The following is a 15419-nucleotide window of genomic DNA, read 5'->3' as shown; positions in this document are numbered from 1 at the left end:
AGATTATAATTATTATTATCTGTAGAATTACTATACCATGCTTCAGTGAAAAGGAACAGGAAAGGAACTAGAAAGATGCAAAAAATTTTAACCCATCGGATTGGACTCGTCGTCTTTGCGTTACTGACGACTTTTTTGTGGGGAAGTGCGTTTCCCTTCATTAAAAAAAGTTATGACTTATTACAGATCACATCTTCCGAATACGGAGAGCAATTACTGTTTGCGAGCTATCGTTTCTTTTTAGCAGGTGTGTTATTACTTGTCGTCAGTGTCTTCGTCTTCAAACAGACGATCACACTGAAGGAGCGGACCTACGCCTATAGTCGTCTCGGCTTCTTTTTGACGTTCTTGCAGTATGTCTTCTTTTATATCGGTCTATCTTTATCAACTGGCGTACAAGGATCAATCATTGCCGGATCGACTTCGTTCTTTCAGATGTTGCTGGCACATTTTCGATATGAAGACGATCGACTGAATCGATTTAAAGGACTCGCCTTATTCCTTGGATTCACAGGTGTCATCTTGGCCAACTGGCCACAAGGTGGGCAAGGTGTCTCGTTTGGAGTAGGGGAAGGATTATTGATCGCAGCAATGGTTTCCGGGGCGTTCGGTAACTTGATTGCCAAAGAATACTCGGCACGTTATCCGGTGGCACCGATGACTGGATGGGCGATGGTCATTGGATCAATCGGTCTCTTTATCGCAGGAGTCATTCTCGATGGTCACGTCGCACCATTCACCTTTTCAACGACAAGTGCTTGGATGCTCGTGTATCTTGCCTTCTTATCAGCGACTGGATTTACGCTTTGGAACTTACTAATGAAATATAATCCAGTCAGTAAAGTGTCGTTGTTCATGTTCTTCGTACCGATCTATGGTGTCAGTTTATCGGCCTTGATTCTCGGCGAGACGATTCCACCGCAAGCGTTGCTTGGGTTACTCTTCGTCGTCAGTGGTATCTTAGTCTCGACGTACCTTCCTGTATGGTTTCAAAAGCGAGGTTGACGAAGATTCAGAATCGTGCAAAAATAGTTTCAATCAAAGTAACTCCCAATCGTTCGTTGCTCAAGCCGACCCGTTCGGCTTTTTTCTGTACGGTCAAGTGAAGACCGATTCGGCCTTGTCTGAAAGGCTAGTGCGACTATAAAACGGAAGGAGATGAAAACGAATGGAACGGAATGAGATCGTTCGAAAGATCATTGCCACTCGTCGTCCACGTGATGAGTTTGCCCGGTTCGTCGTAACGTGCGTCAGTCAGCAGTTGAAGGAAACCCATGGAGATGTGGATGTGGAAATCATCGAGGCGGAGAGAGGTTACGATTCAGTGTGGTCAATCAACGGTCGAGAGGTCGTCGTGCTGCTCGAGACAGAAGAGCTGAAGCGTGCAAAAGAACAGCCGTATGCGATCGACGATAAGCTCTGGCGGAGTTTTCGGCAAGAAGGAATCGTGAAATAAAACAAAGGATCTTGCGCATCATTAGCGCAAGATCCTTTGTTTTAGATCCGGGATGATTCGTGACGTTTCGCGTATCGTAAGAGAAACGCAAGTGTCGCTAGAACCAGAACGAATAGACTGAAATAAAGCATAGCTGGAAGCAGAACGAACAAGCTGCCAGCAATCGGTCCAAGGATCGAACCAAGACTAAAGGCAATCCCTGCAAGCAAGTTGCCCGTCGGAAGAAGGTGTCGCGGTAACTGTTCCGTCATATAGGCGACACCGAGCGAGTACGTCGAGCCAAGTGCCATCCCGCTAATAGCAAAAATCGCGAATAACCAACCGTATCGTTCGAAGACGAAGCAAGCGATAAGGAAAGCAACGGAGCCAATCGAAAGAACGGTTACTAACGTCCGACGTTTTCCGAAGTGATCCGCAAGTCGTCCAAGTGGAAGTTGCATGATCAACGAGCTGACAACGAATGTCGTGATCAAGGTACTCGTCTCAGATAGACCATACCCGTTACGCGTCGCAAAAACGGGAAAACTGGCATTCAGTGTGGCTTCGAGAAAACCATATGTAAAGCCAGGAAGTAACGTGAACCAAGCAGTTGATAGGACAAGTTTATACCGTGAGGCGGCGCTTTGCAGCTCCTCCGGCATGACGGATGACGGTTTTTCGTTCGGCATACGCGATAACAAGATCAGGACGATGACAGTCAATGTACCAGTCAACACGAATGGTAGCCAGTTGATGACATCGACGAGAGGTGCCGCAAGAGGACCGAGAGCAAAACCGAGACCGAATGCCATCCCGTATAGTGACATCGTTCGTCCTAACCGTTCATTTGGGGTAATGGACGTCACCCAAACCTGTGATCCATAGTGTAACGTCTGATCACCAAATCCGACGAGGAACCGTAAAATCATCCAAGCAATGACGCTTGGAAGAAGTGGAAATAAGAAAACCGCCACTGCAACAAGAGCGAGTCCAAACGAGATGACCGGAATATAACCACGTCGTCGTAGTGGACCTTCCATGAGAGGGGCGGCGACGATGACACCGATATAGAGAACGGCAGCGCTGAGACCGTTGATGAAAGCGGGGGTTCCTTGGCGTTCAAGTAAAATAGATAACAGTGGAATCAGCAGACCTTGCGTGAATCCGGAAATGAAGACGATCGATAAGATAAGAGCAAAACGACGTGACACAAGTAACGACGACCTTTCTTTTTTCTTTTAGCATAACACGCCCCGGTCTCTGAAACGGGAGACCGGGGCGTGCTTCATTTATTTTCTTGTTCAAAACGTGTCGGACGCGGCATATGCAGAAGATGTTCGTCCCAGTCTGTCTGGTCGAATACTTCATCATGTTCGATGCTGTGTGAAGCGCGAATACCAACCATCATGACGAACAAGACCATACTGAACGTACCGATGATTGCGACAATACCTACGAGCCATTCCATCCCGGTCACCCCTTTTAGAAAAACAGAATGTGTCTACTTTGTGACATTTTTCCCGGGATGCCATCGTTCAAAACCTATTTTTGATTCTTAAAGCCGACTCGATTGTTTTGTGAAATCAATCTCAGGGTAATAAGCGTTTTTCACAAGCGCGTTCGGTCCAAGGCATTGCACCGCAGGGCAGTGACACGACAAGCTTTTATTCAGTTCTGTCTCTTGCCACTGGGCATACGCATCATTGAAAGACGTCTCATGAATCGTACCGAGCGAAGCGAGTTCGTCGCCGAAATCAGTCACGATGATTTCACCATCAAAGATGTTGACGTTAAGACGAGAACGACCATCTGGGTCATTGCGAACCGATACGTTTTTTTCTTGACGCAAGCGACGGTGCAATTCTAAATCTGCCTCTTCCATCGAACATGCGTAGAAAGGAAGTGTTCCGAACAACATCCAAACGTTCGGATCGCGGACGTCAAGCAAACGATGAATTCCGTCACGGATTTCAGATAAACTAGCTGCTTCGATCATTGACGCGAAGTCAGCGGGGTACATCGGGTGCACTTCATGACGGACACACCCCATATCGACGATTTCCTTATGAATCGCTTCAAGGTGTGGTAATGTCCGTTTATTGATCATCGTCTCTGCAGAAACGATGACACCACGTGCATTCAGAACACGGGCATTCTCTTTCATCGTCTCGAAAAGTTTCGTCCGTGCTTCACGTGACGGTTTTCGTTCCATCATCGCAAAGCCACCATCGATGAAATCGTCGGCTGTTCCCCAGTTATGTGAGATGTGCAAGACATCTAGATAAGGAATGATTAATTCATAACGGGATAACGGAAGTGTTAAATTTGAGTTGATTTGGGTTTTAGCGCCACGTTCGTGGGCATACTTAAGTAAAGGGACGACATACTCCTTGACGGATTTCATTGAAAGCATCGGTTCTCCGCCGGTGATTGAGAAGGCACGCAGATGTTCGATTTCATCCAGACGTTGAATGAGTAGTTCGACTGGGATTTCAGGTGACTCGCTACTGGATAACATGTAACCGACGGCGCAATGTTCACAGCGCATGTTACACAGTTTTGTCGTCGTGACTTCGATGTTCGTCAAACGGACGGTGCCGTATTGTTCAATGTCACGATAAGCTTCCCACGGATCGTTTGCGATCGTGATGGGTGATGATTGTGGCATAGGTACTCCTCCTTTTTAGTGCTCCACTTCGTATCGTATGCTAAAATAACGTCGGAATCCAGCGGAAGAAAGGAAGTCTGAATAATGGGAAAAGCAAGAACTGATAAACTTGGTCAAATGAATGTGCTAAAATCAAGAATGCAGCTTCTCTGTCATACAATCGATTCACTCGATGAATCATCAGATATCGAAGATTTGGAACGACTGATCGTATCACTAGATCAACTCAAGGCGAAGGTCGTTCGATATGCAAAGGATATGAAAGAACAAGAAGAAACGAAAAAAGCGGTAGATTGAGACCGCTTTTTCATTTGCGTAAAGAGAAAGGATGAAATCAATGGCAACAAAAATCAAATTACAGACGGGTGAGGTCCGTTCGGTCACTTGTCTACGAATGGGAATCAACGGTGAAGGGATCGCAACACTTGAACGACAAATCGTCTTCATCCCAGGTCTACTCGTCGGTGAGACAGCACAGATCGAGATCACGGAAATTCATGCGAACTATGCGAATGCAAAAATCTTAAAGCGTGACGATCGTTCACCAGACCGTGTTACTCCACTTTGCCCGGTCTATAGTGTCTGTGGCGGCTGTCAATTACAACACATGAGTTACGATGGACAATTGCGTTATAAGGAAGAAATGCTTCGCAACGCTTTCTTGAAATCAACGAAGTTGAATGTCGAAAAAGCCGATATCCGCCCGACGATTGGTTCGAAGGAGTGGGGATACCGCAACAAGTCGCAATTCGTCGTCGGGAAACAAGGCAATGAAATCGTTAGCGGTCTCTATTCTGCGAATTCGAATCGTTTGGTCGCGATCGATGATTGTGTCGTCCAAAACAAGGATACGCTTCGCGTCAACCAAGCTGTTACGAAATTACTCAATGACTATAAAGTACCCGTTTACCATGCATCAAAACAAGACGGTGTCATGCGCCATATCGTCGTCCGGACAGGAATCAAAACGGGCGAAATTCAAGTCGTGCTCGTTGCCTTTAAAGACGGCTTCCGTGATCTAGAGGGCTTATCGCGCGATATCATGGACATTCCAGGTGTCGTCTCGGTTGCACTGAACATCAATGATAAGTTGACATCACGTGTCTTCGGAGAAGAGACGGAAGTCTTGCGTGGCGTTGAACGGATCGAGGAAGAGATGGGGGAATTCACGTATCAATTGTCTCCGCGTGCCTTCTTCCAATTGAATCCGGAACAAGCAGAGCGGATGTATGAAGAAATTGCGCGTGCTGCTGCTTTGACAGGCGAAGAACGTGTCGTTGATGCCTACGCAGGTGTTGGTTCAATCGGACTTTGGATCGCTAAAGGAGCAAAAGAAGTCCGCGGCATGGAAATTATTGAAGAAGCTGTCGAAGATGCCAATGCGCACATGAAGCAATACGGATTCGACCATGCCCACTACGTCGTCGGTAAGGCAGAAGCCTGGATTCCGCGTTGGGTCAAGGAAGGCTGGATTCCAGATGTCTTCATCGTCGACCCACCACGCTCAGGTTGCGATACACAATTGTTGAACGCGATGATCTCGTCTAAAGCGAAAAAAATCATCTATGTCTCGTGTAACCCGCAGACGCTTGCGCGCGATTGCGATCACTTGATGAAAGCGGGATACAAAGTATCGTACATTCAGCCGTACGATATGTTCCCACAAACAGCGCACGTCGAAGCAATCGTCGTGCTCGAAAAAAAGAAAAAGAAAAAGTTCTAAGTAACAAGCCCGTATGCACTCTTTGAACGAGTGGACATACGGGCTTTTTATCATGTTTGCGAAAGATAACCGAACGTCGCGTCACACTCAGCGAAGCGTTCCTTCAACCGAGCAACACGATCAACAGGAAGTGGACCGCGCTCGATCAGTTGCTGATTCAGCGCGAGGTGTTCTGGTCGAGACGTACCGATGATGGCTGTCGTGATCCCTGGCTCAAAGACTGTGAAACGAAGGGCAGTTTCAAGCCAACTGGATTCCTCGAGTGGATAAGCGAGTTGTTGCGCACGTTCCCAGTAGGGTTCGACATACTGTCCGACCGGACGCTCTGCGAATCGCCACGGGGCGTTACCGATTGGACGCTTGGCGATGACACCGTGATCTAGAAGGGTGGGCAGGACTTCATCGACACGTTGATCAAATAGATTGAATGACGTTTGGAAACTGTCGAAGCGATTCGTTTCGATAGCATATGTTAAGTCTTCCCGATCACCGGAATAAGCGATGACACGGACTTTTCCAGCTTGTTTTGCTTGGTCAAGCGCTTCGATGACATCTCCCTGGGCGAGAATTTCTCGACTACAAGAATGGAGGTGTACGATGTCGAGATGATCCGTTTGCATCGTCTGTAAGGCTTGATCGATGCCACCATGGACCGCTTCAAAGGTCCAGTCCTGCGTACCGGGAACATCATAGCCGACTTTCGTCGACAGAATGACGTCGTGACGACGATTCTTTAGAAATTGCCCGACGCGTTGCTCCGATAAGCCATAGCCGCGTGCTGTATCGATCAGATTGATGCCGAGATCACGTGCTTGTTCGAGTAAATAAACTGCTTCGCGATCCGTCATCTGTTCTGCGCCGATGTGACCAGCTCCGAACCCAAGCGGGGATACGAGTAGGTCGGATGTTCCAAAACGTCTTAACTCCATGAACGATACTTCCTTTCAGAAAATCTGTAGTTTTATATCGATGATGCTCGTTTTTGTTGAATACGATAGGCCAGATAACCAACGAGTGCCACGCCTGCAATCGACCATTGGATGATGGATGAGGATTGCATGAACTGATGGACGGCGAACACTTCGATTAACATGGCTGGAATTTTTCCGATCGTACTCGCAGTCAGGAAAAGTAGGATGGAAATACCACTAGCAGCACTGACGATGTTGACGATGCCAGACGGGACGAACGGTAACAGCCGCAGCAAGATGATCGTCCAAAATGCTTCATGTCCTTGTTGTGCTTGTAGTTTTTGTTGCAAACGAGCGAATCGATCCGGAAGTGGGCGACGAAGGGCATACCGCAGTCCTTTTCGGTAAAGTAGAAACGCACAAACCGCACCTAGGACTTCACCGATGAAAGAGAGCAATGTGCCCATCCATAATCCGAAATAGACGAGATTCGCAGCGGTGACGAACGTACTCGGTAGGACACCAAGTACACTGACGACGACGCCGACTAAGATACTAACGAACGGAGCGAACGGTCCGAAGAGTTCAAAGGTTTGGATGACATGATGTTCCATCATTCGAATCCATCCTCTTCATCCGGAAGAAGCGGTAACTCGATGTGGACAGTCGTTCCTTCTCCAAGAACGGAGTCGAACCGGATTGTCCCATCATGACGATCGATGATGTGTTTCGTGATGGCAAGACCAAGACCGGTTCCGCCATCTTTACGCGTCCGTGATTTATCGACACGGTAAAAACGTTTTGTCAGTCGATCAAGATGCTCTTCCGGAATGCCTTCTCCTTCGTCCCGGATAAGACAATGCGTCCGGTCGCCGATCGTTTCAGTCGATAAGAAAATCTGTTTTCCAGGCGGTGTGTACCGTAAGGCGTTATCGAGTAAATTGCCGAAGACTTGCTCGAGTCGGTCCGTATCGCCTAAGACGATTTGATCCGGGTCGAGATTCATGACGAACGTGACTCCTTTTGACTGGGCGATGGGTTCCATCCGGTAAATGACATCTTCAAGTACTTGACTGAAGACAAGTGGTTGTTTCGACATCGGATAGGAATCGCGTTCAAGTTGAGCGAGATCGAGCAGATCATTGACGAGACGTTGCAGACGTTCCGTTTCCCGCTCGATGATTTGGTAATACTGCGCACGCTTTTCTTCCTCGAGCGAATCATCCTGCATCATCTCCGTATAGCCACGGATGTAGGAGAGAGGTGTCCGTAATTCGTGGCTGACGTTCGCGAGGAACTCTTTACGCTGCTCGTCGACTTCTCCGAGCGATTCCGCCATCTTATTTAATGTTTCTGCGAGTTCCCCGATCTCATCGTCCGATTGAATCGGAATCCGGTAATCAAAGTCACCTTGCGCATAAACAGTCGAGGCGCGCTTCATGTCAATCAACGGACGGATGATCGTATCGATGATTTGTCGTCCGAAGATGACGAGATTCAAGACGATCAGTCCGATCATGAAGAAGATCATCAGACGGAGTGGGCGGAATGGTTCACTGATTTGGCCAAGTTCCAGATATAAAATCAGTGTACCGACCAGTCGATTGTTTTCGATGATCGGAAACCCGGTCATCAAAATGTCCGTTCCTTCAATCGGATGGGTCCGACTGGAGACGACGGTTTCACCGTTTCGAAGTTCTTCGATATCCGCATTCGTCAAAAAGCGCAGTCCAGCTGGATTTTTCTTCAGGAAATCGATGAAGAAGACTTTCGATTCCGTCAACTCATTCGTATAAGTCATTCCATCGTAAAAAGCACCAGATAATCCTTCAGATTCATAAATGTTGATCAGCTTTTCGCCTCGGTTCAATAAGATATCTTCCTGCGTCTGAAGATAGAACCGGTCGTAGAGATAGAACGTCAGCAGGACGAATAAAATGGCGGAAAAAACGCTTGTGAACCAAATCGTGATCCAAATCCGGCGCCGGATCGTATAGCGCTTAATCATACTTCCTCGAATTTATAACCGATGCCCCAGACCGTTTGAATCGAGCCACCAGCTTCCCCGAGCTTTAAGCGAAGTGTTTTGATGTGTGTATCGACCGTCCGTAAGTTCCCGATATAATCCGCACCCCAGATTTGATCGAGTAACTGTTCACGAGAAAAGACCTTATCATTGTTTTGAGCGAACAGATGCAGCAAATCAAATTCCTTACGTGTCAGACTGACCGGTTTGCCATTGACGTGGACACTCCGACTTTCAGTGTCGAGTTCAAGCATGCCGAGCGTCAAGGTAGCCGATTGATCAACTGTAAAGCGATGAGAACGACGAAGCGTCGCTTCGATGCGAGCAAGCAGTTCTCGAGGGCTGAATGGTTTTGTAATATAGTCATCAGCTCCGATTTTCAGCCCGTGAATGCGATCGAGTTCATCCGAACGTGCCGTCAGCATGATGATCGGAACGTTTGAGAACTCACGGATGCGCATACATGCTGTCAAGCCGTCCATTTCCGGCATCATGACATCGAGTAGAACGAGATGGAATGTATTTTGTTGAATGAGATGGATTGCTTCTTGTCCGTTAGAAGCTGTCATCGTCGTGTAGTGTTCTTTTTCAAGATTCGAGACGAGAAGATCACGCATTTGTGCTTCATCATCTACTACGAGAATGTTAAACGATTCTGGCATTAGTCTTCGCTCCATTTCCTGTAGAAGAAAGTGTTTCTTCCATAAAGATGAGTTTTCTTATTTATCATACCATTTCAAACTTTAGAAGCGCATGCGTGGACACAAAAAAGCATGAGAGACAAGGCTCTCATGCTTCGAGTTGTTGGTGATCGTATAGTGTTTCGAGCTCCCGACCATGAATGTACATGTGGAAACTAGATTTTGAGACTTCATATAGCGTGAACTGTGTCTCGCCGGCATTCAATTGCTCAAGAAGCGCAGGACGCAACTCATCCGCACAGAACGCATACGGCAATTTTTCAGCTGCTTTTTGTGACCGAATATTGCTTTTGCGAATTTTCATGAAGACACTTTCATATCCAAGCTCAAAGAACAGCTCAGAGAAGAAGGCTTCTTTCGCTAAATGATTGTATCCTTTACCATGATACGGTTTACCTAACCATGTACCGAGAAACCCATATTGTCCTTCGATATCGAGTAAACTAATCGTACCAATCGGTTGATCGAATTCATCTAGGATGGTACGTGATACGATTTCACCACGTTCTTCCTCTTCGATTGCCTGCTTTGTAGTAAACAGAAATTCATCAAAGTACCGTGTTTTTTGGCGGACGTACGGATATACGTCTTGATGCTGCATCAGTTCGAACAAATCAGCGCAGTCGCTCAGCTCCCGTTGCTTGAGCATACTTCCATTCCTCCTTTTAGGACCGCAAGAATGATTGTCGAAAGCTACCTGTCTGACTCGTTTGAACCGCGCATGGTATGCCTTCTTCAGTTGTCGGATAAGATAATATTACCTTCTTTTTTTAAAATTGCAAGAAAATAATTTTTGTGAAAAAAGATACAAAAACAAGATGTTTTCCGTAAGCGTCTAAAACCCCCGAAAGATGCAAAAAACACCTGGCGGGGGTGGGGTTAAGTCAAGTTCAGTTGAGCGTGTTCAAAAATGATTTTTCCGTCAATCATCGTCATGAGCGGCTTCGCTAAATAGTCGAGTGGGAAGTGACTCCATAGGACGAGATCCGCGTCTTTTCCGACCTCGATCGATCCGACGCGATCGTCCACACCGAGCGAGCGAGCTGGATGAATCGTGATCGCGCGCAAGGCGACATCGACCGGTAGACCTTCTCGTGCAGCTAGACCGGCACAGAGATTCAAGTACTGGACAGGGGTGTACGGATGATCGGTCGTAATGGAGATTTCAAGACCATGCTCATGAAGAATTCGATACGTTTCCCATGTCTTATTCTTCAGTTCGATTTTAGACTTTCGCGTGAAGGTTGGTCCGACCGTCACTTTTTCAATCGGTAATTGTTCCATCTCTTTTGCGACGAGATGACCTTCCGTACAATGTTCGATACGTAAATCGAGATCGAACTCTTCCGCAAAACGAATGGCGGAAAGGATATCATCTGCTCGGTGCGCATGTACACGAAGCGGCATTTTATGATCAAGGACCCGTTTGATCATCTGATGGGCGAACGTTTCGGAAACTCGTTGTGTCCGAACTTCAAGAAAGGCTTCGCGCAACATCCCCATGATGCCCATCCGTGTCAGTTCACCGGCGCGACCAGCACTATGGACACGCTTTGGGTTTTCACCGAGCGCCACCTTCAGACCCGCGTACTTTCGAAGAATCATATCATCAATGAACCGTCCATGCGTCTTAATGACACTCGTGACACCACCGATGATGTTCATGCTACCGGGCATGACTTGAACGGTCGTAATCCCGTGCTCGACGGCTTCCTTAAATCCTTCATCAAGTGGGTACACTCCATCAATGGCACGCAGATGAGGAGTCATCGCAAAAATCGTCTCATTCGCATCATTTCCGACGGTTCCGGTACCTTCGTCATATAATCCGAGATGTGTATGGGCATCGATGAAACCGGGTAATAAAAAGTGACCTTCTGCTTCAATGACTTGATCGTTTTCTAAGTGATCCAGTAATTCACCGATTTCAATGATTTTCCCATCACGAATGCGGATGTCCCCGTAAAAACTGTCCGAAGTAATCGGATAGATATGTGCGTTTCGAATTAAGATATCCAAGTATCGTCCACCCCTGTACTAGTTTGAATGCTCGATTGCTCGCAATGCATCCTTTAGTTCAGCATACCGAAACTTGTATCCGTTTTCGAGCGCTTTTTTCGGAACGACACGAGCTCCTTCTAGTACAATCGTACTCTTTTCACCGAGTGCGAGTTCTAACGCGAAGCGTGGCGCCGGGAGCCAGTGTGGGCGATGTAAGACTTTTCCGATCGTCTGACCGAAACGCCGCATCGTCTCCGGATGAGGCGCAGTGATGTTCAGCGGTCCTTCGACTGTCGGGGTCTCAAGTGCGAATACGAATAAATCGACTAAATCATCGATGTGGACCCAGGAGACCCACTGTTTTCCGTCGCCCATCGTCCCACCACCAAACAAGACATAGGGCAGGCGCATTAATGGGTAAGCGCCACCGGCTTTCGTTAGGACGACACCGATTCGTGGATGGACTAGTCGAATGCCAGCGTCAGCAATCGGGCGGGCAAGATCTTCCCACGCAACACAGACATGACTTAAGAAGTCAGCGGTCGGTGGAAGGGGTTGATCTTCAGAGAAGGTTTGATGCCGATCTTGTCCGTAAATGCCAACCGCAGAAGCAGACAACACGACATTTGGTTTTTGATCGAGTGCTTCAACGATTCGCACGAGCTCCTTCGTCGTACTGACGCGGCTGTCGAGAATGACGCGTTTGCGTTCATCCGTCCAACGTCCGTCGTTGATCGAAGCACCAGCCAGATGAATGAATGCATCGACGCCCTCTAAGTGCTGTTCCGGTTTTGCGTCTTCTGTCATCCACTTGATATATGTGACATGCGCATCGTTCGCTTTCGGATGACGCGTCAAGATAAATATGTGATGTCCTTGCTCTAATAAACGCTTCGTCAAGGCTTGACCAATCATACCGGTTCCACCGGTAATCGCAATGTTCATGTAATCCATCCTCCCTAAATAAGTAAAAGTAGCTTCTTTCCATTTGTTCCCGTTCCATGGTTTCACTCAAACATAGACCTGCCTGTTCATGATATCGTAGAACTACCGAATCAGGTTAGGGGAGGGAACGAAATGAAGATCAAACGGATCTCGACGCAGAAAAAGAACAGCGAACGATTCAACATCTATGTCGAGCGTGATGGCAAAGAGGAATATGCCTTTGCCGTAGACGTCGATATCTTAATTAAATACAATCTACAACGCGATAAGGAACTCGATGACGATTTCGTCAAGGAAGTGTTAACGGCTGAAGAACAGCAAAAAGCGTATCGTCTCTCGTTGAATCATTTATCGTACCGCATGCGGGCGACGAGTGAAGTCGTCGCCTATTTAACAGAGAAAGAGACACCGGAGCATGCGATCAAACATGCAATCGATCGATTGACGGAGCAACGCTATTTGGATGATCAACAGTTCGCACTTGCTTATACGGCAACGAAAAAAGCGACGACACCTCAAGGTCCGGGACGGATTCGCCGCGACCTTGAGGCATTGAAGATACCGAAGACAGCGATTGATGAAGCGATCGTGACGTTTACGGATGAAGAGGAATACGAAAAAGTCCTGAAGTTTTTGCGGCAAAAGCAAAAAGAGCTGCAACGGCGTTCCGTGCGGGAACTGACACAAAAGTTGCAGTTAACGCTCATGCAGCGTGGGTTTTCGTCCGATTTGATTAAAGCGGGCATTGAAGAGGTCTTTCGAGCTGAAGAAGGTGACGAAGAAGAACAAGCGGCCCTTTATCAAGCGCGCAAGTATTATCCGAAATACCGGCAACTTGAACCGTTCGAACGCGAACAGAAAGTGAAACAAGCGCTCGTCCGAAAAGGATTTCCATACGGTCTAGCGGCTCAAGTCCTCGAACAAGTCAAAGAAGAAGAGGCGGAACAATAAAAGCAAGACGAAAAATTGACAATTATCCGACAATTGTGCTATTCTACGCACAGACTAAGAAAAGGAGGAACCGTCCTATGAAAAAGCCAATTGGTTTCACTCATATCCAACAGCTGAATACGACGGAGACTCTTGAGCACGTATAAGTAATTCATTTCATGTGCGAGCAAGGGGATTCGTCTCCCGAGCGCGCAGACGAACAAGAATGCATCATGCCCATTTCAAGGCATACTGATTCTCGGACTGCATCCGGAAATCCGTATGCCTTTTTGCGTGCTCGGAAAAAGTACTTCATTTCACAGTAAAGGGGGGACCCTCATGCGTTTATTTCGGCAATTGAGTTGGTTTCTAAAAGAACACAAATCATCGTATCTCGTAGCAGTCGTCTTATTGATCATCACCGGCTTCATCGATTTAACGCCGCCATGGCTAATCGGTAAGGTCATCGACGGATTGCGGTCGGGATCGATGGACCAGGCGACGCTCTTGCAATACGTCATCGGATTAACAGTCATTTCCATCGTTTCCTTCATCTTGACGTATCTGTGGTTAGCGAAATTATTCGGAACGGCATTTTTATTAGAACGGACACTTCGGAGTCGCTTTTTTACGCACTTATTGAAACTGACGCCGACGTTCTACCAAAAGAATCGGACGGGAGACTTGATGGCGCTCGCGACGAACGACTTGAAGGCGGTCGAGCGGACAGCCGGATTTGGTGTCTTGACGCTCGTCGACTCGTTGAACATGACGGCAATCACGCTCGTCGTCATGGGGGTGGCGATCGATTGGAAGCTGACGCTCGCTGCCTTGTTACCGATGCCACTTCTCGCCTACGCGATGAATAAGCTCGGAAGTCAAATTCACGGACGCTTCATCACTGCCCAGGATTCGTTCGGAACGATGAATGACCAGGTCGTCGAGTCGATTTCCGGACTGCGTGTCATCCGCTCGTTCGTACAAGAACCGGTCGATGTTAAACGGTTCGACGATGTCACGACGGATGTCTTTGAGAAAAACATGCACGTCGCAAAAATCGATGTCTTATTTGAACCGATCATCAAGCTGCTCGTCGGCTTCAGTTACTTGATCGGCTTATCGTTCGGGACATATCTCGTCTTTACGAACGACATCACGCTCGGACAATTGGTCGCCTTTAACATCTATCTCGGGATGCTGATCTGGCCGATGTACGCCTTTGGTGAATTGATCAATGTCATCCAGCGTGGGACAGCGAGTCTTGACCGCTTAGAAGCAACGATGCGAGTCAAACCGTTGATTGCTTCGACACCGCGGGAACACGTCGAACATCCCGAGCGGATCGAGATGAACGATTTGACGTTCACGTATCCAGAGACAGCCCATCCGGTCTTGCGAGATTTGAATATGACGATCGAACAAGGAACAACGATCGGTATCGTCGGACCAACGGGATCCGGGAAAACGACGTTCTTGCGTCAATTCTTACGTGAGTATCCAATCGGACGGGATATGCTGACGGTCAACGGCGTACCGTATGAAGATGTTGCGCTAGAGACGGTTCGCGGATGGACCGGTTACGTCTCACAAGAACATTTATTATTCTCAAAATCCGTTCGGGACAATATTCTATTCGGTGCAGGTGAAGCGAGAGAAGAAGAATTGCAGGAAGCGATTCGTCTCGCATCGTTTGAAAAAGATATCGAAACGCTGGAACAAGGACTTGAGACGATGGTCGGTGAACGTGGCGTCACGTTATCAGGAGGACAAAAGCAACGTCTCTCAATCGCGCGGGCGATGTTAAAAAAACCAGAGTTGCTGTTGCTGGATGATTCACTATCAGCAGTAGATGCGAAAACGGAATCACATATCATTGATTCGATTCGATCGAATCGCCACCAATCCACGACATTAATTGTTGCCCATCGCTTATCGGCAGTAGCACATGCGGACGAAATCATCGTCTTGCAAGACGGAATGATTTCTGAACGAGGAACACATGACAGCCTGATGGCACAAAATGGCTGGTACGCTCAACAATTCGAGCGACAAAGTGAAGAGATGTAAGGAGGTGCCTCT

General features: G+C 47.6%; 15 protein-coding genes and 1 pseudogene. 6 read left to right on the top strand and 10 right to left on the bottom strand.

Going from position 1 to position 15419, the window contains the following annotated elements; genetic code table 11:
* Positions 1-75 precede the first annotated feature (75 nt).
* Both EXG77_RS12915 and EXG77_RS12910 read left to right on the top strand, forming a co-directional pair.
* Positions 76-1005, top strand: a complete 930-nt coding sequence (locus tag EXG77_RS12915) for a DMT family transporter (protein ID WP_023467289.1) — start codon at positions 76-78, stop codon at positions 1003-1005.
* A 163-nt stretch (positions 1006-1168) separates the two neighbouring features.
* The gene (locus EXG77_RS12910; RefSeq protein WP_023467290.1) at positions 1169-1456 is read left to right on the top strand and encodes a hypothetical protein; all 288 of its coding nucleotides are present in this window, start codon (positions 1169-1171) and stop codon (positions 1454-1456) included.
* A gap of 41 nt (positions 1457-1497) precedes the next feature.
* Here the strand turns inward: EXG77_RS12910 and EXG77_RS12905 are convergent.
* The 3 genes and pseudogenes from EXG77_RS12905 to yfkAB form a co-directional block, all read right to left on the bottom strand.
* Positions 1498-2649: pseudogene (locus EXG77_RS12905) on the bottom strand (MFS transporter); the annotation flags it as partial.
* 71 nt (positions 2650-2720) lie between these two features.
* Positions 2721-2903, bottom strand: coding sequence for a hypothetical protein (locus EXG77_RS12900; protein WP_023467292.1), 183 nt, complete (start codon positions 2901-2903; stop codon positions 2721-2723).
* 87 nt (positions 2904-2990) lie between these two features.
* Positions 2991-4103 carry a radical SAM/CxCxxxxC motif protein YfkAB gene (gene yfkAB / locus EXG77_RS12895; RefSeq protein WP_035398770.1) on the bottom strand — a complete coding sequence of 371 codons (1113 nt, stop codon included), beginning with the start codon at positions 4101-4103 and terminating at the stop codon, positions 2991-2993.
* A gap of 84 nt (positions 4104-4187) precedes the next feature.
* Here yfkAB and EXG77_RS12890 point away from each other — a divergent pair, with 84 nt between their 5' ends.
* Positions 4188-4400: an SE1561 family protein gene (locus EXG77_RS12890; protein ID WP_023467294.1), complete on the top strand. Its 213-nt coding sequence runs from the start codon at positions 4188-4190 to the stop codon at positions 4398-4400.
* Positions 4401-4440: 40 nt separating this feature from the next.
* On the top strand, positions 4441-5826 hold the full coding sequence (gene rlmD / locus EXG77_RS12885) for a 23S rRNA (uracil(1939)-C(5))-methyltransferase RlmD (RefSeq protein WP_035398768.1): 1386 nt from the start codon (positions 4441-4443) through the stop codon (positions 5824-5826).
* Positions 5827-5876: 50 nt separating this feature from the next.
* On the opposite strand, the gene EXG77_RS12880 is transcribed toward rlmD, so the two are convergent.
* The 7 genes from EXG77_RS12880 to EXG77_RS12850 all read right to left on the bottom strand — a co-directional run bounded on the left by EXG77_RS12880 (position 5877) and on the right by EXG77_RS12850 (position 12410).
* Complete coding sequence (locus tag EXG77_RS12880; protein ID WP_035398766.1) at positions 5877-6755, bottom strand: aldo/keto reductase; 879 nt, start codon at positions 6753-6755, stop codon at positions 5877-5879.
* 32 nt (positions 6756-6787) lie between these two features.
* Positions 6788-7354 carry a TVP38/TMEM64 family protein gene (locus tag EXG77_RS12875; protein WP_023467297.1) on the bottom strand — a complete coding sequence of 189 codons (567 nt, stop codon included), beginning with the start codon at positions 7352-7354 and terminating at the stop codon, positions 6788-6790.
* Positions 7351-8745 (bottom strand): cell wall metabolism sensor histidine kinase WalK, encoded by a 1395-nt coding sequence (locus EXG77_RS12870; RefSeq protein WP_023467298.1) that lies wholly within the window; start codon positions 8743-8745, stop codon positions 7351-7353. The genes EXG77_RS12875 and EXG77_RS12870 overlap by 4 nt, the downstream gene beginning before the upstream one ends.
* A complete protein-coding gene (locus EXG77_RS12865; protein ID WP_023467299.1) occupies positions 8742-9425 on the bottom strand; it encodes a response regulator transcription factor in 684 nt (227 codons plus the stop codon). Before EXG77_RS12865 ends, EXG77_RS12870 begins: the two co-directional genes overlap by 4 nt.
* Positions 9426-9552: 127 nt before the next feature.
* Positions 9553-10113, bottom strand: coding sequence for a GNAT family N-acetyltransferase (locus EXG77_RS12860; protein WP_023467300.1), 561 nt, complete (start codon positions 10111-10113; stop codon positions 9553-9555).
* A gap of 230 nt (positions 10114-10343) precedes the next feature.
* Positions 10344-11483 carry an amidohydrolase gene (locus EXG77_RS12855; RefSeq protein WP_023467301.1) on the bottom strand — a complete coding sequence of 380 codons (1140 nt, stop codon included), beginning with the start codon at positions 11481-11483 and terminating at the stop codon, positions 10344-10346.
* A gap of 18 nt (positions 11484-11501) precedes the next feature.
* The gene (locus tag EXG77_RS12850) at positions 11502-12410 is read right to left on the bottom strand and encodes a TIGR01777 family oxidoreductase (RefSeq protein WP_035398764.1); all 909 of its coding nucleotides are present in this window, start codon (positions 12408-12410) and stop codon (positions 11502-11504) included.
* A gap of 132 nt (positions 12411-12542) precedes the next feature.
* Here EXG77_RS12850 and EXG77_RS12845 point away from each other — a divergent pair, with 132 nt between their 5' ends.
* The gene (locus tag EXG77_RS12845; RefSeq protein ID WP_035398763.1) at positions 12543-13361 is read left to right on the top strand and encodes a RecX family transcriptional regulator; all 819 of its coding nucleotides are present in this window, start codon (positions 12543-12545) and stop codon (positions 13359-13361) included.
* 318 nt (positions 13362-13679) lie between these two features.
* On the top strand, positions 13680-15407 hold the full coding sequence (locus EXG77_RS12840; RefSeq protein WP_035398760.1) for an ABC transporter ATP-binding protein: 1728 nt from the start codon (positions 13680-13682) through the stop codon (positions 15405-15407).
* Positions 15408-15419 lie beyond the last annotated feature (12 nt).

It is taken from the genome of Exiguobacterium sp. OS-77, assembly GCF_000414195.2.
In the GTDB taxonomy this organism is placed as follows: domain Bacteria; phylum Bacillota; class Bacilli; order Exiguobacteriales; family Exiguobacteriaceae; genus Exiguobacterium_A; species Exiguobacterium_A indicum.
The sequence above is the reverse complement of the archived record's forward strand: the minus strand, read 5'-3'. Positions and strand labels throughout refer to the sequence as shown.

What these genes read in the sequence shown, in the direction of transcription:
- EXG77_RS12915 (WP_023467289.1), top strand. Translation starts at nt 76, where the DNA reads ATGCAAAAAATTTTAACCCATCGGATTGGACTCGTCGTCTTTGCGTTA.
- EXG77_RS12910 (WP_023467290.1), top strand. Translation starts at nt 1,169, where the DNA reads ATGGAACGGAATGAGATCGTTCGAAAGATCATTGCCACTCGTCGTCCA.
- EXG77_RS12900 (WP_023467292.1), bottom strand. Translation starts at nt 2,903, where the DNA reads ATGGAATGGCTCGTAGGTATTGTCGCAATCATCGGTACGTTCAGTATG.
- yfkAB (WP_035398770.1), bottom strand. Translation starts at nt 4,103, where the DNA reads ATGCCACAATCATCACCCATCACGATCGCAAACGATCCGTGGGAAGCT.
- EXG77_RS12890 (WP_023467294.1), top strand. Translation starts at nt 4,188, where the DNA reads ATGGGAAAAGCAAGAACTGATAAACTTGGTCAAATGAATGTGCTAAAA.
- rlmD (WP_035398768.1), top strand. Translation starts at nt 4,441, where the DNA reads ATGGCAACAAAAATCAAATTACAGACGGGTGAGGTCCGTTCGGTCACT.
- EXG77_RS12880 (WP_035398766.1), bottom strand. Translation starts at nt 6,755, where the DNA reads ATGGAGTTAAGACGTTTTGGAACATCCGACCTACTCGTATCCCCGCTT.
- EXG77_RS12875 (WP_023467297.1), bottom strand. Translation starts at nt 7,354, where the DNA reads ATGATGGAACATCATGTCATCCAAACCTTTGAACTCTTCGGACCGTTC.
- EXG77_RS12870 (WP_023467298.1), bottom strand. Translation starts at nt 8,745, where the DNA reads ATGATTAAGCGCTATACGATCCGGCGCCGGATTTGGATCACGATTTGG.
- EXG77_RS12865 (WP_023467299.1), bottom strand. Translation starts at nt 9,425, where the DNA reads ATGCCAGAATCGTTTAACATTCTCGTAGTAGATGATGAAGCACAAATG.
- EXG77_RS12860 (WP_023467300.1), bottom strand. Translation starts at nt 10,113, where the DNA reads ATGCTCAAGCAACGGGAGCTGAGCGACTGCGCTGATTTGTTCGAACTG.
- EXG77_RS12850 (WP_035398764.1), bottom strand. Translation starts at nt 12,410, where the DNA reads ATGAACATTGCGATTACCGGTGGAACCGGTATGATTGGTCAAGCCTTG.
- EXG77_RS12845 (WP_035398763.1), top strand. Translation starts at nt 12,543, where the DNA reads ATGAAGATCAAACGGATCTCGACGCAGAAAAAGAACAGCGAACGATTC.
- EXG77_RS12840 (WP_035398760.1), top strand. Translation starts at nt 13,680, where the DNA reads ATGCGTTTATTTCGGCAATTGAGTTGGTTTCTAAAAGAACACAAATCA.